The sequence below is a fragment of the Sphingomonas sp. GW821-FHT10F11 genome, assembly GCF_058809095.1.
The window spans coordinates 771,229-793,501 of the sequence record NZ_JBXASH010000002.1; the positions used below are offsets into that span (position 1 = coordinate 771,229).

The 22,273-nt window shown below is 64.5% G+C and carries 17 protein-coding genes; 12 read left to right on the forward strand and 5 right to left on the reverse strand.

Going from position 1 to position 22,273, the window contains the following annotated elements; all coding sequences use genetic code 11:
- Positions 1 to 86 precede the first annotated feature (86 nt).
- On the forward strand, positions 87 to 1,586 hold the full coding sequence (locus AC1RT8_RS09995; protein WP_493075453.1) for a CoA-acylating methylmalonate-semialdehyde dehydrogenase: 1,500 nt from the start codon (positions 87 to 89) through the stop codon (positions 1,584 to 1,586).
- A gap of 356 nt (positions 1,587 to 1,942) precedes the next feature.
- Here AC1RT8_RS09995 and AC1RT8_RS10000 read toward each other — a convergent pair whose 3' ends face one another.
- Both AC1RT8_RS10000 and AC1RT8_RS10005 read right to left on the reverse strand, forming a co-directional pair.
- A complete protein-coding gene (locus tag AC1RT8_RS10000) occupies positions 1,943 to 2,740 on the reverse strand; it encodes a sterol desaturase family protein (RefSeq protein WP_493075454.1) in 798 nt (265 codons plus the stop codon).
- Positions 2,741 to 2,848: 108 nt separating this feature from the next.
- Entirely contained in the window at positions 2,849 to 3,883 is a 1,035-nt protein-coding gene (locus tag AC1RT8_RS10005; protein ID WP_493075455.1) for an AraC family transcriptional regulator, read from the reverse strand.
- A gap of 105 nt (positions 3,884 to 3,988) precedes the next feature.
- Here AC1RT8_RS10005 and AC1RT8_RS10010 point away from each other — a divergent pair, with 105 nt between their 5' ends.
- From AC1RT8_RS10010 to AC1RT8_RS10045, 8 genes are all read left to right on the forward strand, one after another.
- Positions 3,989 to 5,074 carry a polysaccharide deacetylase family protein gene (locus tag AC1RT8_RS10010; RefSeq protein WP_493075456.1) on the forward strand — a complete coding sequence of 362 codons (1,086 nt, stop codon included), beginning with the start codon at positions 3,989 to 3,991 and terminating at the stop codon, positions 5,072 to 5,074.
- Between the two features lie 23 nt (positions 5,075 to 5,097).
- Positions 5,098 to 6,243, forward strand: coding sequence for an acyl-CoA dehydrogenase family protein (locus tag AC1RT8_RS10015; protein WP_493075457.1), 1,146 nt, complete (start codon positions 5,098 to 5,100; stop codon positions 6,241 to 6,243).
- The gene (locus AC1RT8_RS10020) at positions 6,240 to 7,283 is read left to right on the forward strand and encodes an enoyl-CoA hydratase/isomerase family protein (protein ID WP_493075458.1); all 1,044 of its coding nucleotides are present in this window, start codon (positions 6,240 to 6,242) and stop codon (positions 7,281 to 7,283) included. Before AC1RT8_RS10015 ends, AC1RT8_RS10020 begins: the two co-directional genes overlap by 4 nt.
- Positions 7,284 to 7,294: 11 nt before the next feature.
- The gene (locus tag AC1RT8_RS10025) at positions 7,295 to 8,071 is read left to right on the forward strand and encodes an enoyl-CoA hydratase (protein WP_493075459.1); all 777 of its coding nucleotides are present in this window, start codon (positions 7,295 to 7,297) and stop codon (positions 8,069 to 8,071) included.
- Between the two features lie 2 nt (positions 8,072 to 8,073).
- Positions 8,074 to 8,958: a 3-hydroxyisobutyrate dehydrogenase gene (mmsB, locus tag AC1RT8_RS10030; protein WP_493075460.1), complete on the forward strand. Its 885-nt coding sequence runs from the start codon at positions 8,074 to 8,076 to the stop codon at positions 8,956 to 8,958.
- 98 nt (positions 8,959 to 9,056) lie between these two features.
- Positions 9,057 to 10,013, forward strand: coding sequence for a cupin domain-containing protein (locus AC1RT8_RS10035; protein ID WP_493075461.1), 957 nt, complete (start codon positions 9,057 to 9,059; stop codon positions 10,011 to 10,013).
- Between the two features lie 77 nt (positions 10,014 to 10,090).
- Positions 10,091 to 10,555, forward strand: a complete 465-nt coding sequence (locus tag AC1RT8_RS10040) for a DUF4126 domain-containing protein (RefSeq protein WP_493075462.1) — start codon at positions 10,091 to 10,093, stop codon at positions 10,553 to 10,555.
- Complete coding sequence (locus AC1RT8_RS10045) at positions 10,552 to 11,934, forward strand: FAD-containing oxidoreductase (RefSeq protein ID WP_493075463.1); 1,383 nt, start codon at positions 10,552 to 10,554, stop codon at positions 11,932 to 11,934. Before AC1RT8_RS10040 ends, AC1RT8_RS10045 begins: the two co-directional genes overlap by 4 nt.
- Positions 11,935 to 11,962: 28 nt before the next feature.
- On the opposite strand, the gene AC1RT8_RS10050 is transcribed toward AC1RT8_RS10045, so the two are convergent.
- From AC1RT8_RS10050 to AC1RT8_RS10060, 3 genes are all read right to left on the reverse strand, one after another.
- On the reverse strand, positions 11,963 to 14,338 hold the full coding sequence (locus tag AC1RT8_RS10050) for a TonB-dependent receptor (protein WP_493075464.1): 2,376 nt from the start codon (positions 14,336 to 14,338) through the stop codon (positions 11,963 to 11,965).
- Between the two features lie 383 nt (positions 14,339 to 14,721).
- The gene (locus AC1RT8_RS10055) at positions 14,722 to 15,372 is read right to left on the reverse strand and encodes a hypothetical protein (protein WP_493075465.1); all 651 of its coding nucleotides are present in this window, start codon (positions 15,370 to 15,372) and stop codon (positions 14,722 to 14,724) included.
- Between the two features lie 37 nt (positions 15,373 to 15,409).
- Positions 15,410 to 17,686, reverse strand: coding sequence for a TonB-dependent receptor (locus tag AC1RT8_RS10060; RefSeq protein WP_493075466.1), 2,277 nt, complete (start codon positions 17,684 to 17,686; stop codon positions 15,410 to 15,412).
- A gap of 401 nt (positions 17,687 to 18,087) precedes the next feature.
- Between AC1RT8_RS10060 and AC1RT8_RS10065 the strand changes: the two genes are divergently transcribed.
- From AC1RT8_RS10065 to AC1RT8_RS10075, 3 genes are all read left to right on the forward strand, one after another.
- Entirely contained in the window at positions 18,088 to 19,230 is a 1,143-nt protein-coding gene (locus AC1RT8_RS10065) for a hypothetical protein (protein WP_493075468.1), read from the forward strand.
- A gap of 25 nt (positions 19,231 to 19,255) precedes the next feature.
- Complete coding sequence (locus tag AC1RT8_RS10070) at positions 19,256 to 20,434, forward strand: DUF5624 domain-containing protein (RefSeq protein WP_493075469.1); 1,179 nt, start codon at positions 19,256 to 19,258, stop codon at positions 20,432 to 20,434.
- A gap of 67 nt (positions 20,435 to 20,501) precedes the next feature.
- Entirely contained in the window at positions 20,502 to 22,016 is a 1,515-nt protein-coding gene (locus AC1RT8_RS10075) for an MDR family MFS transporter (protein WP_493075470.1), read from the forward strand.
- Positions 22,017 to 22,273 lie beyond the last annotated feature (257 nt).

Consider the following 22,273-nt stretch of genomic DNA (forward strand, 5'->3'; position numbering starts at 1 on the left):
CGCAGCCCCAACCTGCACCCCCAGCACCTTGCCTGCAAATTTCCCGAGCGTAAGGAAGAACCACAAAAGTTTTGGGAAGGTTGGATATGCGCCTCATCGATCATCACGTCGCAGGCCTTACGGGCGGCGGTTCGGGCCGTACGGCTGATGTGTTCAACCCCAATACCGGCCAGGTTCAAGCGACGGTCCAGCTCGGCGATCAGGCCGTGCTCGATGCCGCTATCGCCGCCGCGCAAAAGGCGCAGCCGGCCTGGGCCGCGACCAACCCGCAGCGCCGCGCCCGCGTGATGTTCAACTTCAAGGCCCTGGTCGAGAAGAACATGGACGCGCTGGCCGAGCTGCTCTCGTCCGAACATGGCAAGGTCGTCGCGGATTCGAAGGGCGACATCCAGCGCGGGCTCGAAGTGATCGAATTCTGCTGCGGCATCCCGCACGTGCTGAAGGGCGAATACACCCAGGGCGCCGGCCCCGGCATCGACGTCTATTCGATGCGCCAGCCGCTCGGCATCGGCGCCGGCATTACCCCGTTCAACTTCCCCGCGATGATCCCCTTGTGGATGTCGGGCGTCGCCATCGCGACTGGCAATGCCTTCATCCTCAAGCCCAGCGAGCGCGATCCCTCGGTTCCGGTGCGCCTCGGCGAGCTGTTCCGTGAAGCCGGCCTGCCCGAGGGCATCTTCCAGGTCGTGCACGGCGACAAGGAAATGGTCGATGCGATCCTCGATCATCCCGCCATCGCCGCGGTCAGCTTCGTCGGCTCGTCCGACATCGCGCATTATGTCTATAGCCGCGGTGTCGCCGCCGGTAAGCGCGTCCAGGCGATGGGCGGCGCCAAGAACCACGGCATCGTCATGCCCGATGCCGATCTCGACCAGGTCGTTGCCGATCTGTCGGGCGCTGCCTTCGGGTCGGCGGGCGAGCGTTGCATGGCGCTGCCGGTCGTGGTGCCGGTCGGCGAGAAGACCGCCATTGCGCTCCGCGAAAAGCTCATCCCGGCGATCGCGGCGCTGCGTGTCGGCGTCTCGACCGACAAGGACGCGCATTACGGCCCGGTCGTGAACGCCGCGCACAAGCAGCGCATCGAGAACTGGATCCAGACCGGCGTCGACGAAGGCGCCGAGCTGGTCGTCGACGGCCGCGGCTTCGCGCTTCAGGGCCATGAAAAGGGCTTCTTCATCGGCCCGTCGCTGTTCGACCATGTTACGCCCGACATGCAGGCCTACAAGGAAGAGATTTTCGGCCCCGTGCTGCAGATCGTCCGCGCCGACGATTTCGAACATGCCCTGCGCCTGCCGAGCGAGCATCAATACGGCAACGGCGTCGCCATCTTCACCCGCAACGGCCACGCCGCCCGCGAGTTCGCGGCGCGCGTCAATGTCGGCATGGTCGGCATCAACGTGCCGATCCCGGTGCCGGTCGCCTATCACACCTTTGGCGGCTGGAAGCGCTCGGCGTTCGGCGACACCAACCAGCACGGCATGGAAGGCGTGAAGTTCTGGACCAAGGTCAAGACGGTCACGCAGCGCTGGCCCGATGGTGGCGTGGGCGATGCCGCCAACGCCTTCGTCATTCCGACCATGGGGTGAGGGGCGGCGGCTCCTCGCTCGATTCACATGATGGTCGGGCCGTGCTGAACTCGCCGGGTTTCATCCGCTGCGAAAGGGTTCGCTTTCTGTCGATAGTATTTCTAAGATTTACTTAAGGGTGTCTCACATTGCGTAAGTAATACTCAAGAAGTTATCGGCAGATCTTTTCAAAAACGCCTAATAACTACTAAGAAATATTTCAATACAGATTCTCGCCATATTTCACGTGTTCTGACAACGGAATGTCGGATTGCCCGAGAAAAACCCGTAAACCGACTCTCACATTCCAATCTGTTCGTCTGGAAAAAACGATAAGCGATAGCGGCCTTCTTGCGATTACTATGGGTGGCGATGGCTTAGGCCGTGGCCACATCGCCGGTGCTCGCCTGCCGGCCTGCTACCGCCTCAAACCGCGCATGGTATTTCGGATGCTCGGTGCCCATCCACCGGTCCCACCAGGTGAAGTAGAGCCCGAAATTATACCGGCCCTCGCTATGGTGCAGATCGTGGTGCGTGGTCGTGGTCAGCCAGCCGGTCCAGGGCGAGCGGGTGAAGCCCGACCAGGCCAGCTCGTGCCCCGAATGGCCGATCGCGTTGCGGGCGATCTGGTGGCCGAGGAAGATGAAGATCGCGAGCGGATAGATCGGCCCGAACAGGGACAGGAGCAGCAGGGCGATCGGGACATAGAGCGCCTCGAACACGGATTCGATCGGCGCAAAGGCATAGGCCGCCCAGGGCGTCGGCGTGCGCGACTGGTGATGCGCGGCATGCGCCCGGCGGAACATCGCGCGCAGGTGCAGCCCGCGGTGCATCCAGTAGAAATAGGCGTCATGCGCGATCGCCAGCGCGACCACCTGCACCGCGATCAGCCACGGATTGAAATCATGCGCGATGGCGATCACGCCGCCGGCGATCAGCGCGAAGGCGATCAGGTCGACCACGCCGAAGACCGCCACCGTCTGCACCGACAGCATCACCTCGCGCCGGCGATCCGCCATCGTGGCCGCGCGCTGCTGGATGCGGCGCGGCGCGGTCCAGCGACGCAGCAACCAATAAAGGATCGCGATGCCCGCGGCCCCGATCAGGTAGCGCGTCATCTCGACTTCGAAGCTGTGCAGCCAATGCGCGCCGAGGGTTTGCAGGATTCCGATCACATGAATGCTCCGTTCGATTGCGGTCGACGGCCTGCCTATCCCGCCCCGTTTTCGGATGCTGCGCCGGCCCGAAAAATGCCGATCGATTCCGGAATCGATCGCGTTTTTTCAGTTCCGCACGATGTTGACCCGGCGATATTCGCTCGGCGACTGGCCGACGGTTTCGCGAAACGCCCGGTTGAACGGCGCGAGCGAGCCATATCCCAGGTCCATCGCGATCGTCAGGATCGGCAGGTCGACATGTGTGGGGTCGACCAGCAATGCCTTGGCCTCGCCGATGCGGTGATGGTTGAGGAACGCCGAGAAGTTGCGATAGCCCAGCCGCTGGTTGATCAGGCTGCGCAGCCGGTGCTCGGGCGTCTCCAGCAGCTCGGCCAGGGCGCCGATGCTGAGGCCGGGCTCGCGATAGACCGCCTCGGCGATCGCGACCTCGAGCTTGCGGTTGAGCACATGTTCGGACGGGCTGAAGCTCGGGGCGGGTGCCGCTTCGGGCTGGGCGGGGTCGAACAGCAGGTCGGGGTCGCTCTGCAGCAGCGCGACGCCCATCGCCGTGGTCGCGATCAGGATCGCGGCGGCCTGCGGGATCGCGATGTCGAGGCCCGTTGTACGAAAGCCGAACAGCATCTCCAGCGCGACCACGACAAACGCGAGCGTCCCCACCACGATCACGAATCCGACCCGCAAGCGCCGGCGCTTCTCGATCAGGTCGTCGCCCCGCTCGCGAATCGCGATCAGGATCGCATGGCCTGCCAGAATGAGCGAAACGCCCCGTTGAATCGAGGCGATCGCGATGCCCAGGTCCAGCCCGGCATAGCGGGTGAAGAAGAAGCACGCCCAGCATCCGACGGTGACCACGATACCGGCGATCAGGGCGCGCCGGTCGATCGCCCGTTCGAACAGCAGATGCGCGAAGATCCACAGCAGCAGCGGCACCGACTGGGCGGCAAGCTGGACCAGCGCCCAGAACGGCCCCTCGGCCGGCCGGAAAAGTCGCGTCGCCAGCATCTGATAGCAGCACACGCCAAGCAGCAGCATCGCCGTCGCAAGGCGGATCGGCCGCGGCGCGCGACCGCGGCCGATCACCGCCGCGATCAGCACCAACTGGCCGATCGCCAGCATCCGCATCACCGTGTCCAGAAGCATCAACCGCGTCATATCGGGACCGTTATGGCTTGGCCGCGAAACCCCGTCCATCGCGCCTGTGGGAATTCTCCAGCAAGCGCGATAGACCCGGATCCGTGTCCGGACATGACGGAGGGGGACGCTGAGATGATCGCGCGGCGGGCGCTCCTGGCGGTTGCGATGCTGGTCGGCGTGATTCTGCCGATCGGCGGTGCCGTCGACGCGCCCCAACCAGCGCTGAAGGCCCTGGAGTCGCAAAAGACCATCGCGCTCAGCTTCGACGACATCCCCCGCGCGCCCGGCGCCTTCTACACGAAGGAGGAGCGGACCGAACGCCTGATCGCCGCGCTCCGGGCTTCGGGGGTCGAGCAGGCCGCCTTCTTCGTCAATCCAGGACGCATCGGTACGAAGGACGGGTCGCTCGAGCTGATCGAGGCCTATGTCGCGGCCGGGCATGTGCTCGCCGATCACAGCTTCTCGCACCGCAGCCTCGGGGCTATGCCGGCGTCGGACTTCCTCGCCGATATCGACAAGGCCGAGGCGTGGCTGAAACCACAGCGCGGCTACCGCCCCTGGTTCCGCTTTCCCGGGTTGAACCAGGGCGGCCTCGATCAGGTCAAGCGCCGGACCGTGCTCGACGGCCTCAAGGCGCGGGGCCTGTTGGTCGGCGCGGTGACGGTCGACGGGTCGGACTGGTATCTCGAACGCCTGACGCTCGACGCGGTGCGGGAGGGTAAGCCGATCGATGAGGACGCGCTGCACGATCTCTATATCGAGACGATGGTCGAGTCGGCTGAATTCTCCGACAGGCTGATGCGCAAGACCATCGGCCGTTCGCCGGCGCAGATGATGCTGCTCCACGAGACCGATCTCGCCGCGCGCTATATCGGCGATCTGGTCGAGGCGCTGCGCAACAGGGGGTGGCGGATCGTGACTGCCGACACCGCTTATCGCGACCCGATCTACCAGGTCGAGCCCAATGTCCCGACCTCGAACGGCACCCTGTCCGAGGCGATGGCATGGGAAAAGGGCATCACCGGCCCGCGCTGGTACGACCGCAACGATGCCCGTATCGCCGGTGCCTTGTTCAACGAACGCGTGATGCACCAGCCGCCCGCCGCGGTGGCGCTCGCCGATCGGCATCGACAATGCCGCGTCCGGCACAGGGGGCCGCATCGCACCTGTCCCGATTTCGTCGCCAAGGCGGCCTAGATTTTCTCTCAGGAATTTCCTTCATGACCCAGCAATTCGACATCACTGACGATCAGCGCGAGATCCAGGATCTGGCGCGCAAGTTCACCGCCGATCGCATCACCCCCTTTGCGGCGGAGTGGGACGAGAAGCACATCTTCCCGCGCGAGACGATCAAGGCGGCGGCCGAACTCGGCTTCGCCTCGATCTATGTCTCGGAGGAGAGCGGCGGCATCAATCTCGGCCGGCTGGAATCGGCGCTGATCATGGAGGCGATGGCCTATGGCTGTGCGTCCACCTCGGCCTTCATCTCGATCCACAACATGGCGTCGTGGATGATCGACCGCTTCGGCAGCCAGGCGGTGAAGGACAAATATCTCCCGCGCCTCGTCGTGATGGACGAGATCGCCAGCTACTGCCTGACCGAGCCCGGCTCGGGTTCAGACGCGGCGGCGCTGAAGACGAAAGCGGTCAAGGACGGCGACGACTATATCGTCACCGGCTCGAAGCAGTTCATCTCGGGCGGCGGCGAAAACGAAATCTATGTCACCATGGTCCGCACCGGCGAGGATGGGCCCAAGGGCATTTCCTGCCTGGTGATCGAAAAGGGCATGCCCGGCGTTAGCTTCGGCGCGAATGAGCGCAAACTCGGCTGGCATTCCCAGCCCACTGCCCAGGTGATGTTCGACGGCGCGCGCGTACCGAAGGAGAACCTCGTCGGTGCCGAAGGCGAGGGCTTCCGCATCGCGATGATGGGCCTCGATGGCGGCCGGCTGAACATCGGCGCCTGCTCGCTCGGCGGCGCGCAGCGCTGCCTCGACGAGGCGATCAAATACACCAAGGACCGCAAGCAGTTCGGCACTGCGATCGCCGATTTCCAGAACACCCAGTTCACGCTCGCCGACATGGCGACCGAACTCGAGGCGGCACGCGCGCTGCTGTACATGGCGGCGGCGAAGGTGACGGCCAATGCCCCAGACAAGACCAAGTTCGCGGCCATGGCCAAGCGCCTCGCCACCGACACCGGATCGTCCGTCGCCGACCGCGCGTTGCAGCTCCATGGCGGTTACGGCTATCTGATGGATTATCCGATCGAACGCTTCTGGCGCGACCTGCGCGTCCATTCGATCCTGGAGGGCACCAACCAGGTGATGCGCATGATCGTCGGCCGGGATCTGACGCGCCAATGACCTCCGATGTCCTTACCCAAGTTGACCGCAAGATCGCCCGCATCCGGCTCAATCGGCCCAAGGCGATCCACGCGCTCAACACCGCGATGTGCGCTGAGATCCTCGACGCGCTGGAGGCATGGCGGACCGATCTCGATGTCGAGGCAGTGCTGATCGACCATGCCGAAGGGCGTGGCTTCTGCGCAGGCGGCGACATCCGCATGCTCGCCGAAAGCGGCGCGAAGGACGGGGCCGAAGCGCGCGAATTCTTCCACACCGAATACCGGATGAACCACCGGCTGTTCACTTATGCCAAGCCGATCGTCGCCTTCATGGACGGTATCACCATGGGCGGCGGCGTCGGCTTGTCGCAGCCGGCGCGCTATCGCGTCGCGACCGAAAACACCCGGCTTGCCATGCCGGAAACCGGCATCGGCCTGTTCCCCGATGTCGGCGGCGGCTGGTATCTCTCACGTCTGCCGGGGCGCACCGGGCAGTATCTCGCCCTGACCGGCCACCGGCTCGACGGCGCGGAATGCCTCGCGCTCGGGTTAGCCAGCCATTATCTGCCGAGCGACCGGCTGGACGAAGCCAAGGCCCGCATCGCCGCCGAGCCGCAGCAGATCGCCGCGATCCTCGACGAACTGGCGACGCCCGCTCCGGACGCCCGCATCGTCGCGCACCGCGATGCGATCGACCGCCTGTTCGCCTCGGACCTGCTGGAAGACATCTTCACGGCGCTGGAAGCGGACTCCGGCGAATGGGCGCAACAGCAGCTCGCCACCCTGCGCACCAAATCGCCGCAGACGATGAAGGTCTCGCTTCGCCTGCTTCAGGAAGGCGCGATGATGCCGACCTTCGAGGACGAGATGCGTCAGGAATATGCTGTCGGCGCGCATGTCGTGCAGCGCCACGATTTCCTCGAGGGTGTTCGCGCGGTGATCGTCGACAAGGACAACGCCCCCCAATGGGATCCGCCCACGCCTGAGGGTGTGACCGATCACGTCATCGACCAGATCTTCGCCCCCTTGCCCGATGGCGAGGCGTGGACCCCCGCATAAGGACTCAACCCATGGCAGACTATGAAACCCTCCTCGTCGAGCAGCGTGGCGCCGTCACGCTGATCACGCTCAACCGGCCCCAGGCGCTCAATGCGCTCAACAGCCAGGTGCTCGCCGACCTGATCGCCGCGACCGCTGCGTTCGACGCGGACGAGAGCCAGGGCTGCGCCGTCATCACCGGCAGCGAAAAGGCCTTTGCCGCCGGCGCCGACATCAAGGAGATGCAGGCCCAGAGTTTTGCCGACATGTACGGCCATAATTTCTTCGCCGGCTGGGAGAAGTTCACCGCGACGCGCAAGCCGATCATCGCGGCGGTCGCCGGCTTCGCGCTCGGTGGCGGGTGCGAGTTGGCGATGATGTGCGACTTCATCCTCGCCGCCGACACCGCGAAGTTCGGCCAGCCCGAGATCAAGCTCGCCGTCGCCCCCGGCATGGGCGGCTCGCAGCGCCTGACCCGCGCCGTGGGCAAGGCCAAGGCGATGGAGATGTGCCTCACTGGCCGGATGATGGGCGCCGAGGAAGCGGAACGCGCGGGCCTGGTCAGTCGTATCGTCCCCGCGGCCGATCTGGTCGAGGAAGCGGTGAAGACCGCGGCTGCGATCGCGTCGATGGCGCCGCTCGCGGTCAAGGCCAACAAGGAAATGGTCAACGCCGCGTTCGAGACGGGGCTCGCGATGGGCGTCCAGTTCGAACGACGCCTGTTCCACGGCCTGTTCGGCACGGCGGATCAGAAGGAAGGCATGGCGGCGTTCGTCGAGAAGCGCCCCGGTAACTGGACGGGAAAATAACAATGGCACGCGTCGGATTCATCGGCCTCGGAAACATGGGCGGCGGCATGGCCGCGAACCTCGCGAAGAAGGGGCATGACGTCCGCGCCTTCGATCTCTCCGCCGAGGCGCTGGAACGCGCCAAAGTGGCGGGCTGCCTGCCCGTGGCCAGCGCGGAAGAGGCGGCTGACGGCGCCGAAGCGATCATCACCATGCTGCCTGCCGGCAAGCATGTAGAGCAGGTCTATACCGAAAGCCTGTTCGGCACCGCCCCTGCCTCCGCCATCCTGATCGACTGTTCGACGATCGACGTCGCCACCGCCAAGCGCATCGGCGAGGCAGCGCTCGCCAAGGGCCTGACCTCGGTCGACGCGCCGGTCTCGGGCGGCATCGGTGCGGCCAATGCCGGCACGCTTACCTTCATGGTCGGCGGCAGCGCCGAGGCGTTCGACCGCGCCGAGCCCTTCCTGTCCGACATGGGCAAGGCGGTGATCCATGCTGGCGACAGCGGCACCGGCCAGACCGCGAAGATCGCCAACAACATGCTGCTCGGCGCGACCATGGTCGCGACCTGCGAGGCGTTCCTGCTCGCGCAGAAGCTCGGGCTCGATCCGCAGAAATTCTTCGACATCTCCTCGGTATCGTCGGGCCAGAGCTGGTCGATGACCACCTATGCCCCGCTGCCCGGCGTCGGCCCTGACACGCCGGCCGACCATGATTATCAGGGCGGTTTCGCCACCGCGCTGATGCTCAAGGACCTGCGCCTCGCCATGGAAGCGGCGGCCGAGGCGCATGCTGACACGCCGATGGGCGCGAAGGCGGCCGAACTCTACGAGAAGTTCGCGGCCGAAGGGCAGGGCGGCCTGGATTTCTCCGGTATCATCAGGATGCTCGACCGGACGCAATAAACTGCCGCCAAAGACAGTTCCGACATCTTGCATGCAATACGAATAACATGCATCCATCCTGCGGCGCGACGGAAGACGCCAACAGGAGGGAGATTGCGATGAAGGTCTTGTTCTATCTCGGCGCGGCGGTTGTCGCGATATCCGCTGCCTGTGTGGTGACGGCACAGTCCGTGCCACAGACCGAACCCATGCCCGCCGGGCCGAAGATCGCGGAGAATTACTGGTCGGCCAAGCCGACCAGGCCGACGCCCTATGTCGCGCCCAACAAGGTCCATTGGAAGCTGTCGGAGATCCTCGCCGCGCATCGCGGCAAGACCGATTGGGTCCAGCCGATCATCCGCAACCAGGAACAGGACGCCGACTATATCTCGCTCGGCGCCGGCAAGAGGACCAAGACGCGCATGTATGCCGACGACCGGGTTGTCTGGATCGTGCAGGACGGGTCGATGAAGGTGACGATCGACGGCGTCGCGCCGTTCGTCGCGACCAAGGGCTTCATGGTCAGCGTGCCGTTCCGCCATCTCTACTCGATCGAGACCGTCGGCGATAAGCCGTCGCTCCGCTTCGAGGTGCGCCAGGCCGGCTCGCCGCCGCTCTTCCCGCTGTCCGAAACGCCAGATGCCTGGCCGGGCCGCACCTATGTGAAGGTGCGGGGAAATCCCGGGCCAGCGACGATCACGACCGGGGGCACCAGCAATCCGATCTGGGTCGACTTCCTCAAGGACGTCGCGGTCGGCGACAAGACCTATAACGGCAAGTTCGTGTGGGACGATCACTTCACCTCGAACATCCTGCGCGGCAAAGCGGCGCCGGTGCCCCCGGCAACCAACAAGGGTCACTTCCATGTCGACTGGACCGAATTCTGGTTCATCATGGAAGGCAAGATCGGCTACCAGATCGAGGGTTTCCCCTATTTCGAGGCGGATCAGGGCGATGTGGTGACCGCCGCCAAGGGCCGCTGGCACCGTGCCGGCAACAGCCCCCTGACGCCGATGTCGACGCGCATTCCGTTCAACCCGCGCCCGGTGATCCTGCACAATTTCGAGCCGGAATGAGGTCCGGCCCACTGCGGTAGTGATGGCGCGGGCGGGTATCACCCGATATCCTGCCCTGAACCCGAAGGAGATCGCAGATGACCGTCCTGATCCTGGCCCTGCTCATCGGCATCGTCGCCGGCCTCCGCGCGATGATGGCGCCCGCCGCCGTCAGCTGGGCCGCCCAGCTCGGCTGGCTGCATCTCGACGGCACCTGGCTTGCCTTTCTCGGATACCGCTTCACGCCCTGGATCTTCTCGCTCTTCGCCCTGGCCGAGCTGGTCGCGGACCAGCTGCCCTCGACCCCGAGCCGCAAGGTGCCGTCGCAGTTCATCACGCGCATCGTGACGGGCGGGCTTAGCGGCGGCGCGATCGGCGTTTCGGCAGGGTCGCTGGTCGCGGGCATTGCCGCCGGGGTGCTCGGGGCGGTGATCGGCACTTTTGGCGGTGCCGCGGTGCGGGCAAAGCTGGCGGCCCTGTTCGGCAGCGATCGGCCGGCGGCGCTCCTCGAGGACGCGGTCGCGATCATCGGCGCCTTCCTGATCGTCTCGGCCGCGGCATGAGCCGCCGGTTCGACGCGATCGTCATCGGCGCGGGCCAGGCGGGCCCGTCGCTCGCCGGTCGGTTGACGGCGGCCGGCATGACCGTTGCGCTGATCGAGCGCGACCGCCTCGGCGGCACCTGCGTCAACACCGGCTGCACACCGACCAAGGCGATGGTCGCAAGCGCCTATGTCGCCCGCGCGGCGGCGAGGGCGGCCGACTATGGCGTGGTCCTGCCCGGCCCGCCTACGACCGATATGGAACGTGTGCGCGACCGCGCGGCGGCGATCGCATCCGGCTCGCGCGACCGGCTGACGGACTGGCTGGCCGGCATGGAAGGGCTGACCCTGATCCGCGGCCATGCCCGCTTCACCGCGCCCGACACGATCGAAGTGGACGGCGAGGCGCTGACTGCCCCGAGGATCTTCCTCAATGTCGGCGGTCGCGCCAATGTGCCGCCGATGCCGGGGATCGATGCAATCGACCCTCTCACCAACGTCACGATCCTCGATCTGGCAGAGCTGCCGCGGCATCTCGTCGTGGTCGGCGGCAGCTATATCGGCCTCGAATTCGCGCAGATCTTTCGCCGGTTCGGCGCTCAGGTGACGGTGGTCGAAATGTCGCCCCGCCTCATCGCGCGAGAAGATGAAGAGATATCCGAACTTATCCGCGCGATGCTGGTCGCGGAGGGGATCGAGGTGCGCACCAACGCCACCTGCATCGCCTTCGCGGCCCATCCGGACGGCGCGTCGGTCAGGGTCGATTGCACCGAGGGCGCGCCCGAAGTGATCGGATCGCATGTGCTGCTCGCGATCGGGCGGCGGCCGAATACGGACGATCTCGGCCTCGACAAGACCGGCGTCGCGACCGACGCGCGGGGCTATGTGACGGTCGATGACCGGCTGGCGACCAGTGTGCCGGGCATCTGGGCGCTGGGCGACTGCAACGGCCGCGGCGCCTTCACGCATACCGCCTATAATGATTACGAGATCGTCGCGGCGAACCTGCTCGACGGCGCGGACCGGAAAGTGAGCGAGCGGGTGTCGGCCTATGCGCTCTACACCGATCCGCCGCTCGGCCGCGTCGGCATGACGGAGGCGCAGGCACGCGATACGGGCCGGCCGCTATTGGTCTCGACCAGGCCGATGACCCAGGTCGCCCGTGCGATCGAAAAGGGCGAGACGAACGGCCTGATGAAGGTCGTCGCGGACGCGGAAACGCACAGGATTCTCGGGGCGGCGATTCTCGGCGTCGGCGGCGACGAGGCGATCCACGGTATTCTCGACGCGATGCACGCCGACCTCGCTTATCCGGTGCTGCAATGGGCGGTGCCGATCCACCCGACCGTTTCGGAGCTGATCCCGACCCTGTTGGGCGGGCTGCATCCGCCACAGGTCTGATGGAACACCTGCCGTATCGGCGCGGGCGTCAGAATCCCGCGTCGAGCCTGACGCCGGCATAGCGGAAGCTGTCGCGTGCGGGCTGCCAGCTGGTGCCGGATGCGGTCACCCCCGGCGCACTGAAGCCCGAGGTCGTGTTGCCGATGCCGACTCCGTAATGCTTGTCGAACAGGTTGTTGACGAAGAGCGTCAGCTTGTACTTGCCGTCATTGCCGGTGAGGCCGAGCGACGCATCGAACACGCCATAGGCCGGCTGGACGGTAATCGGATCCTGGTTGAGCGAGAAGTTGATCCTGTCCTGCCAGCGATAATTGACCGCGACGAGGCCGCCGAGACCGGTGCCGCCCAGCGGGAAATCATATTCGCCGCCGATGTTGAACTTGAACTCCGGCGCATTGTTGAGGCGTTTGCCGGCGAGATTCTGGACCCGGCCGGGGTTGGTGGTGGTGCGCGGATCGAGGAAGCAGCCCTGGGCCAGCGTCTGGCCGCCATAACAGGGGCCGAACGGGAACTCGATGATCTTCGCGTCCATATAAGCGGCCGAGCCGTTGATGCTGAGGCCCCGGACCGGCCGGGCGAGGAAATCCACCTCGACGCCGCGAGTGCGCAGATGGCCGATCGAGTTGAGGAAGGTCAGATAGGTGCCGTCCGGCAGGAACGACTGGACCGAGGTCTGGAAGCCATAATAGTCGGTCCAGAACAGCGTTCCGTTCAGGAACAGGCGATTGCCGAACAGGCTGTTCTTCGTCCCGATCTCATAGTTTCGCGCTGTCTCCGGCGGCACCGGCATGCCGGCCGCGACCCGTGCGTTGAAGGTACTGACCAGATCATAGGCCTGGCCCTTGTAGCCGGTCGAATAGGTCGCATAGATCATGTTGTTGCGGGCGAAATGATATTGCGCGCCGACCTTTCCGGTGATGGCGTTGTCCGAATTATTCCCCGTCAGGGTGAACGCCGCCGGAACCGCCGTGTAATTGCTGAAGGTGTAGTCGATATCCTGCCGGTTCAGGCGGAAGCCCCCTATCAGGGTGAGTTTCGGCGCCACGTCCCATGCCAGATCGGTGAAGAAGGAATAGTTCGTGTTGTGGCTGACCGCGAGGTATTTGACGAACTGCAGCACCGGGCCGCGATCGAGATAGCGGTCGAGATTGTTGTGCGCGTACCATAGCCCGAAATTGTAGCGGAACGGCCGGTCGCCCGGCGACGTGAGGCGTAGTTCCTGAGTCACCGAATTGGCGTGGAAATAGCCGTGGATGCGCGCGCCGCTGTTGATGCCGGAGGGCGCGGCGACGGGGAAATAGAGCAGGAACGGCTGATCGGTGCCGTCGATGTCCTGATAATCGAACATCCGGTAGCGATCGAACGACAGGATGTAGCTGAGTGTCGAACCGCCGAGCAGCCCATCGGGGCCGATCGTATAGTCGGCGCGCAGGGTGCCGCCATAGGTGCGCGAATCGCCGCCCGCGCGTTCGTCGTTGCGCACCTTGACGTTGAACCGGTCGTTGATCGGGATGCCGGCCAGTACCAGCGATTCCGGCAACTGCGGCGCGCCCTGATAGTATAGGCCAGGCGACAGCGACGTGATCGGGCTCACGCAGCAGGTCGCCTGGGTGTCGTTGTAGCGCGGCTGGAGCATCAGCGAGAAATTGTCGGTCGGCTGCCACCGCAACTTGCCCGTCAGGGTGAAGCTCCTGCTCCCATTGAGCCTGTCGCCGGTGGTGATGTTCTCGACAGTGCCGTCATAGACGTTCCGCGCCGCGGTCACGCGAAAGCTCAAACTGTCGGAAAGGGGGCCGGAAATCGTCCCGCCGATGCGCCATTCATGGTCGTCGGTGACCAGGCCGGTCAGATGGCCGGTGAAGCGATCCGTGCTCGGGGCCTTGGTGACGATGTTGAGCACGCCCGCGATCGCGCTTTTCCCGAACAGGGTGCTCTGCGGTCCCTTGAGCGCTTCGATCCGCTCGACATCGATCAGATCCTTGAACGCCGCGGCCTGGAATCCGACGGGCACGTCGTCGATCACCACGGCGACGTCCGACTCCACGGCGATCCCGTTCGAGAAGGTGCCGATGCCGCGCATGTTGATGCTGAAATTGCCTGGCTGGGAACCATAGGTGATGGTGAGACCCGGGACGAGCTTGGTGATGTCCTGTAATTCGCGGACATTCTGCCGCTCGAGCGTCTCGCTCGTCACCGCCGTGACCGATACCGGCACGTCCTGCAGGCGCTCCGACCTCTTGGTCGCGGTGACGATGATGTCGCGTAGCCCGTCGTTGCCCGTTTCGGACGCCGTCTGTGCTGCGACCGGCTGCGCTGCCGACACCGCCACCTCCTGCGCCACGGCAGGCGCGGCAATCGCGAAGGACGCGCAGGAGGCCAGATAAAGGCACCGTGTCGAAATCATTGTCCCACTCTCCTGATCTCTCATTCGGTCGCACCGGCAAGGATGGCGTCGACCGTGTCAGGCGGTTCATAACACCAGCAATGTTGTATGACAACATTTGTCATACAACATTGCCGGTAAAGTCACGGACGGGGTGTGCATTGAGGGAAGGGCTGAGTCCTCAAGGCGCGGTCGGCACCGCGGCAGCCCGGATGGAGAATGCTGGAATAGGGAGGCGGCGTTCGTCTCCGCGATGGCGCTGACTCACGCCATTTGCACAGTCGTTGAGAGCAACCTCGCCTGAACGTCCGCCAGCGCGTCGAGATCGCCCGCGATCCGGGCGATGTCACTCATTGATTATTCCTGGAGTCGTTGGCGGAGTCGATGAAGCACGCGACAGGCGCTCATGTCTCGCGCGCGATCCGCCACAGCTGAAAGGAGCGATCGCCGCTGGAGCACCGGCGAAGCTGGAGATCGCGCCGGTGCCAGGGCTGTCCCGGCGTACGATCGCCGGCTTCGAACTTTTCCTTGCCGACGGTCAGGCATTTGCCCGGGTCGAGCAGGGGGTGGATTCGGCCCGTCCCGTCCAGCTCGAACCGCTGCTCGTCCTTGTCCGAGCAATCGGCCGCCACGATTTGCGCGTCGGTCCGAATCCCCGTTTCCTGAACATGGCCCGGGGCACGGACATTCTTGAACGTCAGCACTTCGGCGCATCGGTTCAGGCGGGAAAAGCGCAGTTGGCGCCTTTCCTTCAGCGCAGAGGCAAGGAACAGCTGGTCGATCGTCGCCACATTGGCATGGTCGATGCGCGTCTTGCAGGTATGAACGCCAAGCGGCCATGTCGATTCGCGATAGTCGGAAACCACGCCGGATGCCGGGAAGCCGGGGAAATCCACGCAAAATCCCCTGTCGTCGCCCAAATTCGAGACCAGCTTGATGAAAGCCTCATCCGGTGTGCGTGGCGCGTAGAGGGGGTTGCCGGCATCCTGGGCCGGAGCGGCCGCCGCGATTATCGCGGCGGCCAGCAGGCTCATTCCATTTCGAGCAAAATGCATGGGCCTCGCTCCTTGCCTGTACGAACGGCGGTGCGGTTCAGAAATGGACCGCGAAGGTGGCGCCGAAGCGCCGCGGCGGACCGAGCAGCTGATATTCGATGCCGACGCCGGCGCTGACGCCTTTGCTCAGGAAATAGCGCTTGTCGGCCAGGTTGGTCACGAACGCGCTGACCTCCCAGAAGGAGTCCCGGGGCACATAGCTAAGCCGTGCCGACAGTAAACCATAGCCGGGGATCAGACCGGAGGGGTCGTTGTCCGGTGTCACGAACGCCTTTGACCTATAGGCATAGTCGATGCTCGGCGTGACCTTGCCGCTATTGCCCAGGTCGACCGCGTAGCGCGCGGAAAGCGAATAGGTCCATTCCGGCGTGTACGGGATCACGCCAGCGGCAGTCACCGGCGCGCCCGGCTGGATCGAGGTGTATTTGTCGGTGGTGTAGCCGCCCGACGCGGCAAGCTCGAGGCCCGGGACGGGAAGGATGGTGAGTTCGCCTTCGACCCCCTTGATCCGGGAGGCGGCCACGTTGCGGATGTCGCTGACGATCCCCGTGCCCACGACGAGGATCTGGCGCTGCAGCTGGATGTTCTTGTAGTCGGCGATATAGCCGGCGACGTTCAGGCGGACATGGCGGTCGAGCAGATCGGCCTTGAAGCCGGCTTCATAGGACCAGACCGTTTCCGGATCGAAGGCGGACAGCGAGGCCATGTTCGACGGGCGGCCGTTGAAGCCGCCGCTCTTGAACCCCCGCGACGCCGACGCATAGACCAGGATGTTGCGGCTGACCTGATAGTCGAGCGCGAAGCGCGGCGTGAGGGCGTTCCAGCTGTCTTCCCGGGTCTGGGGCGGAACATAGATGATCCCGCTTTCCGCGCTTTGCGCGGTGATGACGGCGTGTTTTTCGTCGCTGGTGTAGCGCAGGCCCGCGGTGAAGTTCAGACCCTGCGCGATATGCCACGTCGCCTGGCCGAAGGCGGCGTAGCTGTTCGTCGTCTGCCGGTCGGACGTGGTGCGAGAGATGTCCGTCTGGATGTTGTGCGTGGCCTGATACAGGCCCGGAAGGACGCTGGCCACGTCGAACTGCGACGATGAGTCGTGCAGGTAGAAGCCGCCCAGGATGAAGTCGACCTTGCCGTCGAACAGGCTGCCCAGCAGCTGAAGCTCCTGCGTGAACTGCTTCGCGCGCATGTCCCGCGTCACTTCGAGATAGACGGCCGGGGCCGAATCCGCGTCGCGGGCGAAGGCGTCATGCGATTCCCGATAGGCGGTGATCGATTTGAAGGTCACGCCGCCAAGATCATAGGCAATGGTGGCGCTCGCCCCGCCCAGATCGTCCCGCACGCGCTGGGGATTGAGGGAATAATTGTCATAGTCGCCGGATCGGGCGACCTGCTGGGTCAAAGGCTTCCACGCGGGGGTTCCCACATTGGCGTTGTAGAGAGTCAGGAAATTGGCGGGGAAGACCCGGGTCTGGGACGGCGGCGCGGTGTCGCGATACCGCGTATAATCGGCCGAGAGATCGATCGACAGTGCATCGCTTGGCGTCCAGTGCAGGCGCCCGCGGACCGAGAAATGCCGCCGGTCCCCGAGCCGGCCGAGGAATTTGTTCGTGCCGACCGCGAGGCGATCGCCAAAGCCGTTCTCGTGCAGATAGTCGGCCGCCAGCGTGAAGCCGAGCTGATCGCTCGCGGCGATGTCGGTATAGCCGCGAAGGTGCACCATGTCATAGCTTCCGCCCGACAATTCGATGCGGGTGCCCGGGGACGCGCCCGGCGTGCGGGTGACCAGATTGACCGTGCCGCCGACGGCGTTCTTGCCGAACAGCGTGCCCTGTGGACCGCGCAGCACCTCGACCCGCGCGATATCCGGCAGGTCGATCGCGCCGCCCGCCGCCCGTGCCACATAGACCCCGTCCGCATAGACCGGAACGCCCGGGTCCGAATAGATCGAGGGATCCTGCTGGCCGATGCCGCGAATATAGATGACGGGCAGGGCATTGGTCGGCGCGGTATAGCCCGCGCTGCTGATCGCGAGATTGGGTACGGCCCGGCCAAGATCGGCGAGCGACGTGATGTTCTTTTCGCGCAGGTCGTTCGTGCCGAGAGCGGTCACCGCGAGCGGCGTGCGCTGGAGCGATTCCTCCCGGCGCTGTGCGGTCACGATGATATCCCGCACGCCAGTCTCTGCCTGGCCATCATCGGCTTGCGCGGCGGCGGCTGACTGGGCCTGCGCATAGGCTGTGGCAGGCGCCAGGAGCGCCGCCGATCCGAGCAATAGCGCGACTGCGCGGCGGGAAATTCCCTTGAAGTTAGTCATTTTCCTCTCCCCTCGATATGCTTGTTTTGTCGTTCATGGCCGCCTTGCCGGCGGGCTGTTTTTGCGAAAATTTCGTATCGGCAGGTGCCGAATAGTCCCGATGCCAGCGTGACCCGCACATCCCCCGAGCGCCACGCCGGTTCTATCCTATCGTTGAAACTAGGAGCGGCCGGGTCATTGCCGCCAATTCAAAATAACGACTGCATTGATTGCCAAACCACAATCAACGACCCGGCAATTTCTTGATCGCCTTTCGCGATCAATCGGGCATCGTTTTTGAATTGGCGCGAAAAAGGGATCGGGCGTCTTATGACGTGCGATAATGACGGGAGGGACTCTCGCACGACGGACAGGCCACGTGGCGGCGTCCGTCGCGAAAGGGTTCCCGGGGAGGACAGCGGATGAGCATCGAGAGTCTGGCGCCGACTGACGTAGCGGACGGTGAAGCGAGGATCGCGGGAGGGCTGCTTTCCGAACATCAGCGCCTGCCGACCTCGGGCGCCCGCACCGCGCTGCCGTTCGAACTCGAGGGCGATCTGTTGCTCGCCGTCCCGCAGCTCAGTGAGGATGTGCCCGGCCAGGACGCCCATATGAATGGCGGCAACAGCGATATCGACGCGATCATCTATCGCTGGGAGAATGGCCGGTTCCAGGAACATGAGCGCCTGTTCACGCCTGCCGGGGAGGACGTTCTTCTCTTCACGATCGGGGATCAGCTCTTTCTCGGCACGGCATCCGTCAGGACAGGCAGCGGCCCCTATGACATGAATGCGTTCGCGAACCTCTATCGCCGCGAAGACGGGGCCTGGGTCCCGTTCCAGGCCATTCCCAGCTTCGCCGGAAAGCAGCTCTATCACTTCGCCTTCGACGGCCGGGATTTCCTGGGTCTGGCGCAGGGCGTGACATTGCCGCACGCCCAGCCAACTCATCCCCGGGAATCCTGCATTCTGGAATTCAGGGGGGACCGGTTCGAGCAGTTCCAGGTGCTCGACGGCAAATGGGGCTATAACTGGCATTTCTTCGAGATCGATGGCCAGCGTTTCCTCGCTTATGCCGATCATACGAGTCCGTCGCTGGTGTACCGCTGGGACGGTTCAAGCTTCGCCCCGTTCCAGAATTTTTCCGAACAGGCCGGCCGGGCCTTCACGACCTTCGAGCAGGACGGGCGTTTCTATCTGGTCCATGCCGCGATCCAGGGCGACACGACACTCCACCGCTGGGATGGGGCAGCGTTCGTCGAACAGCAGGTGCTCGGCGGGGCAGGTGGCCGGGAGTTCGAGCTGATCCGCACGGAGGACGATCTCTATCTCGTCCGGATCTGCTTCATCCTTGGGACGCCCGCCGATCCCAAAACCGACCTCCTGTCGCAGATCTATCGCTGGCAGGACGGCGCCTTCGTTGTCGCGGGCGAATTCCCGACCTTCGGCGGTACCGATGCGAACGCGTTCGTTGCGGATGGAGAGCGCTATCTGGCAGTCTCCAACAGCCTGACCCCCGATGTCCGCTTTCGGCAGGACAGCATCATCTATCGTCTCCATCTCTGATACCGATCCATCGAAAGTCGACAGATTGACCTATAAACCCGATCCCGAATTCCAGCGGCTCTACGATGTCTTCACCGGCGCGTCCGACAGCATCGGGGCGCATGTGAACGCCTTTTCGGGCAAGCTCTCGGCGAACGACCCGTTGCTCGTGGTCACCGGAAGCGATTTCGTGATCTTCCCGGGCAATGGCCAGGCGCCGTTGCGGGAGAGTTTCCGCACCTCGATGCGGGGCTTTGTTGAGCTCACCGCGGTCTCGCATCTCGGTGTCGCGGTGCCGTTCCTGATTCGCCTCAAGGAGCTCGGCTTTCCCGAATGGGAAGAGGATGGACACCGTCTCATCGAGCAGACCGAGCGCGTCCGGGCGTTCAATTCCTTATCCTATTGGCGCGACACGGTCGCCGTCGAGGCCTGGCAAGGCCGCGAGGAGAAGATCACCGACCTGGTGGATTATAGCTGCGACGTGACGCTCGATTTCATGAGGAAGGGCTTTGCCGATCCGTCGCGCTTCACCTTTCCCTATCTGCGCGAGCATTTCCTGGACCCCGTCGGATCCGAATCCGTGCCGGTGCCGATGAACGACATGATGGCGGCCACGTTCGCGCTGGTGTTCCTTGATTCCGGCTTCCGTGTGACGCGGTGGTTGCGCGCGCAGGATATCGACTGGAGCCGGCTGATGGTGATCTTCAGCGGGCGCGCTGGGAGACAGACGGCGGGCCTGACCTGGCAGTCCAATTCCCAATGCTATGTCCTTCACAAGGCATCGGGCGAGCGATTGCCGCCCGAGCGCGTCTATATCGCGCCCCACGCGCCGAGCCTGAACCCTTCCGACCTGGCAACGCCGGAAAGCTGTGCCGCGGTCGAAGCCGAGTTCCGCAAGATCTGGTTCAGCACCCGGGCGACAGTGGAAATGGGACGCGCCATGTATGCCGATTATCCCGCTTACCGGCCGATGATCGACGCCGCCCCGGTCGTCGACCCGGCGACCCAGGTCCTGGGGGAATTGCCACGCGTGAAGTCGCCCGAGGATCGGCGCGCCTTCATCACCCTCCTGCGTTTCGTGATGGAGGATCCGCGCCAGCAGCTTGCCAATGCGTCGGCCCATTACATCACCGACCAGCTGATGGAGCATGACAATCAGCCTGAGAAGGTGGTCGTTCCGGGCTTCACCAACACGGTCTATCCCCGCCTCACGAAACGCCATTAGGGGTAGCGACGTGGCGGGCCGGGGCGCGCCGCACTCGTTTCGCGCCGGGGCTGACATGAGAAAGATGATGGACAGTCCAGAGACCATAGCCGCTTCCCCGGCACGCGCAGGCACGGTGCCGCTCGCGCCCGCTGACGCAGGCGGGTTGCGCCTGGTGTTCGCAGCGCTGATGATGGTCCTGATCCTTGCCTCGCTCGACCAGAGCATCGTCAACACCGCGCTGCCCCGCATGAGCAGCGATCTGGGCGGGCTGACCCATATTTCCTGGATCGTGACGGCCTTCATGCTGGCCTCGACGGTATCGACTCCCATCTATGGCAAGCTGAGCGACATGTACGGCCGGCGCCTGCTGCTGCTCGTGAGCATCTCCATTTTCCTGCTGGCGTCGGCGCTGTGCGGCACCGCGCAGACAATGTTGCAGATGATCCTGTTCCGCGGCCTTCAGGGGCTCGGCGCGGGCGGCCTCGTGACATTGACTCAAACGACGATCGGCGACCTTGTCGGGCCTCGCGAGCGGGGCCGGTACCAGGGGCTTTTCACTGGCGCGATCGCGATCAGCAACGTCGCGGGGCCGCTCATCGGCGGCGTGCTGACCACCACCTTGTCCTGGCGTTGGGTCTTTTACGTCAATATTCCCGTCGGTGCCGTGGCGCTGACGCTCATCGCCATCGGCCTCCATCACAAACCGCCCGTCACGTCCCACCGTGTCGACTTTCTCGGCGCGGCGCTCCTCACCGGAGCAACCGTGCCAGCGCTCCTCGCCCTCACCTGGGGCGGATCGGTCATGCCCTGGACTTCGCCCGCCGCCATCGGGCTGATCTTGACATCCTTCTGCCTGGCGACGCTGTTCCTGCTCCAGGAAACCCGGGCCGCCGAGCCGCTGATGAACCTCTCGATGTTCCGGATCCGGAGTTTCGCCACCGGCGTGACGATTGCCGGATGCATGACGTTCGCGATGACGGGCACGATGGTCTTCATGCCTTTATACTTCCAGCTGGTCCTCGGCCTCGATCCTGCGCGTGCCGGGCTGATGATTCTGCCGCAGATCGTGGTGATGATCATCACCTCCGTGATTGGCGGCCAGCTCGCCTCTCGCTCCGGGCTGGTGAAACCCTTCATGGTGCTTGGCGTCGGATGCGAGGCAGCGGCCATGGTCGGTTTTGCCATCCTTGCCTGGTCGGGAGCCGGCATCCCGGCGTTTCTGTTGGCTCTGGGCGTGCTCGGCTTCGGTATGGGTATGGGCATGCCCAATGCGACGGTCCTCATCCAGAATGCGGTTCCGCGCGCTCATCTCGGTGCGGCCACCTCGACCATGGGGTTTGTCCGTTCGCTTGGCGGCGTGATCGGGGTCGCGATCTCGGGCAGCGCGATGGCAGCGCATCTCGGACGCGACGTGGGCGGCGGGCCCCGGGACATCGCTCATATCGACGCCCTGGGCCCCGCCGTCAGCGACGCGACGATCGCCGCCTATCGTCATGCCATCGCCACCAGTTTCTCGATCACCAGCGCCGTGATGGTGTTCGCCTTCCTTCTCGTCCTGACCCTGAGCGCGGCCCGGATCGACGAGCGCCGGAACCCCTAGAGCGCATCCATATTCAACTGCCGGCGGTTCGCGGCATGAGACGCGTCCGACAAATATGGGCGACGTGCTGGCTGTTCCTGGCTGATAATTTTTTGCTGGCTGTTATGTTGGATTTCGGGTCGGGATTTACGGCCTGGTTTCAAGCGTTTGCAGCCATGCTGGCTGTTATCGAATAACAGCCAGCTAACAGCCAGCATGTTGGCTGTTCTGCCGGAAAAACAGCCAGCGCTGATCGTCCGGCATCTTCAAGCTGAGAA

What these genes read in the sequence shown, in the direction of transcription:
- AC1RT8_RS10075 (WP_493075470.1), top strand. Translation starts at nt 20,502, where the DNA reads ATGGACAGTCCAGAGACCATAGCCGCTTCCCCGGCACGCGCAGGCACG.
- AC1RT8_RS10050 (WP_493075464.1), bottom strand. Translation starts at nt 14,338, where the DNA reads ATGATTTCGACACGGTGCCTTTATCTGGCCTCCTGCGCGTCCTTCGCG.
- AC1RT8_RS10010 (WP_493075456.1), top strand. Translation starts at nt 3,989, where the DNA reads ATGACGGAGGGGGACGCTGAGATGATCGCGCGGCGGGCGCTCCTGGCG.
- AC1RT8_RS10045 (WP_493075463.1), top strand. Translation starts at nt 10,552, where the DNA reads ATGAGCCGCCGGTTCGACGCGATCGTCATCGGCGCGGGCCAGGCGGGC.
- AC1RT8_RS10025 (WP_493075459.1), top strand. Translation starts at nt 7,295, where the DNA reads ATGGCAGACTATGAAACCCTCCTCGTCGAGCAGCGTGGCGCCGTCACG.
- AC1RT8_RS10065 (WP_493075468.1), top strand. Translation starts at nt 18,088, where the DNA reads ATGAGCATCGAGAGTCTGGCGCCGACTGACGTAGCGGACGGTGAAGCG.
- mmsB (WP_493075460.1), top strand. Translation starts at nt 8,074, where the DNA reads ATGGCACGCGTCGGATTCATCGGCCTCGGAAACATGGGCGGCGGCATG.
- AC1RT8_RS10055 (WP_493075465.1), bottom strand. Translation starts at nt 15,372, where the DNA reads ATGCATTTTGCTCGAAATGGAATGAGCCTGCTGGCCGCCGCGATAATC.
- AC1RT8_RS10035 (WP_493075461.1), top strand. Translation starts at nt 9,057, where the DNA reads ATGAAGGTCTTGTTCTATCTCGGCGCGGCGGTTGTCGCGATATCCGCT.
- AC1RT8_RS10005 (WP_493075455.1), bottom strand. Translation starts at nt 3,883, where the DNA reads ATGCTTCTGGACACGGTGATGCGGATGCTGGCGATCGGCCAGTTGGTG.
- AC1RT8_RS10040 (WP_493075462.1), top strand. Translation starts at nt 10,091, where the DNA reads ATGACCGTCCTGATCCTGGCCCTGCTCATCGGCATCGTCGCCGGCCTC.
- AC1RT8_RS10015 (WP_493075457.1), top strand. Translation starts at nt 5,098, where the DNA reads ATGACCCAGCAATTCGACATCACTGACGATCAGCGCGAGATCCAGGAT.
- AC1RT8_RS10020 (WP_493075458.1), top strand. Translation starts at nt 6,240, where the DNA reads ATGACCTCCGATGTCCTTACCCAAGTTGACCGCAAGATCGCCCGCATC.
- AC1RT8_RS09995 (WP_493075453.1), top strand. Translation starts at nt 87, where the DNA reads ATGCGCCTCATCGATCATCACGTCGCAGGCCTTACGGGCGGCGGTTCG.
- AC1RT8_RS10060 (WP_493075466.1), bottom strand. Translation starts at nt 17,686, where the DNA reads ATGACTAACTTCAAGGGAATTTCCCGCCGCGCAGTCGCGCTATTGCTC.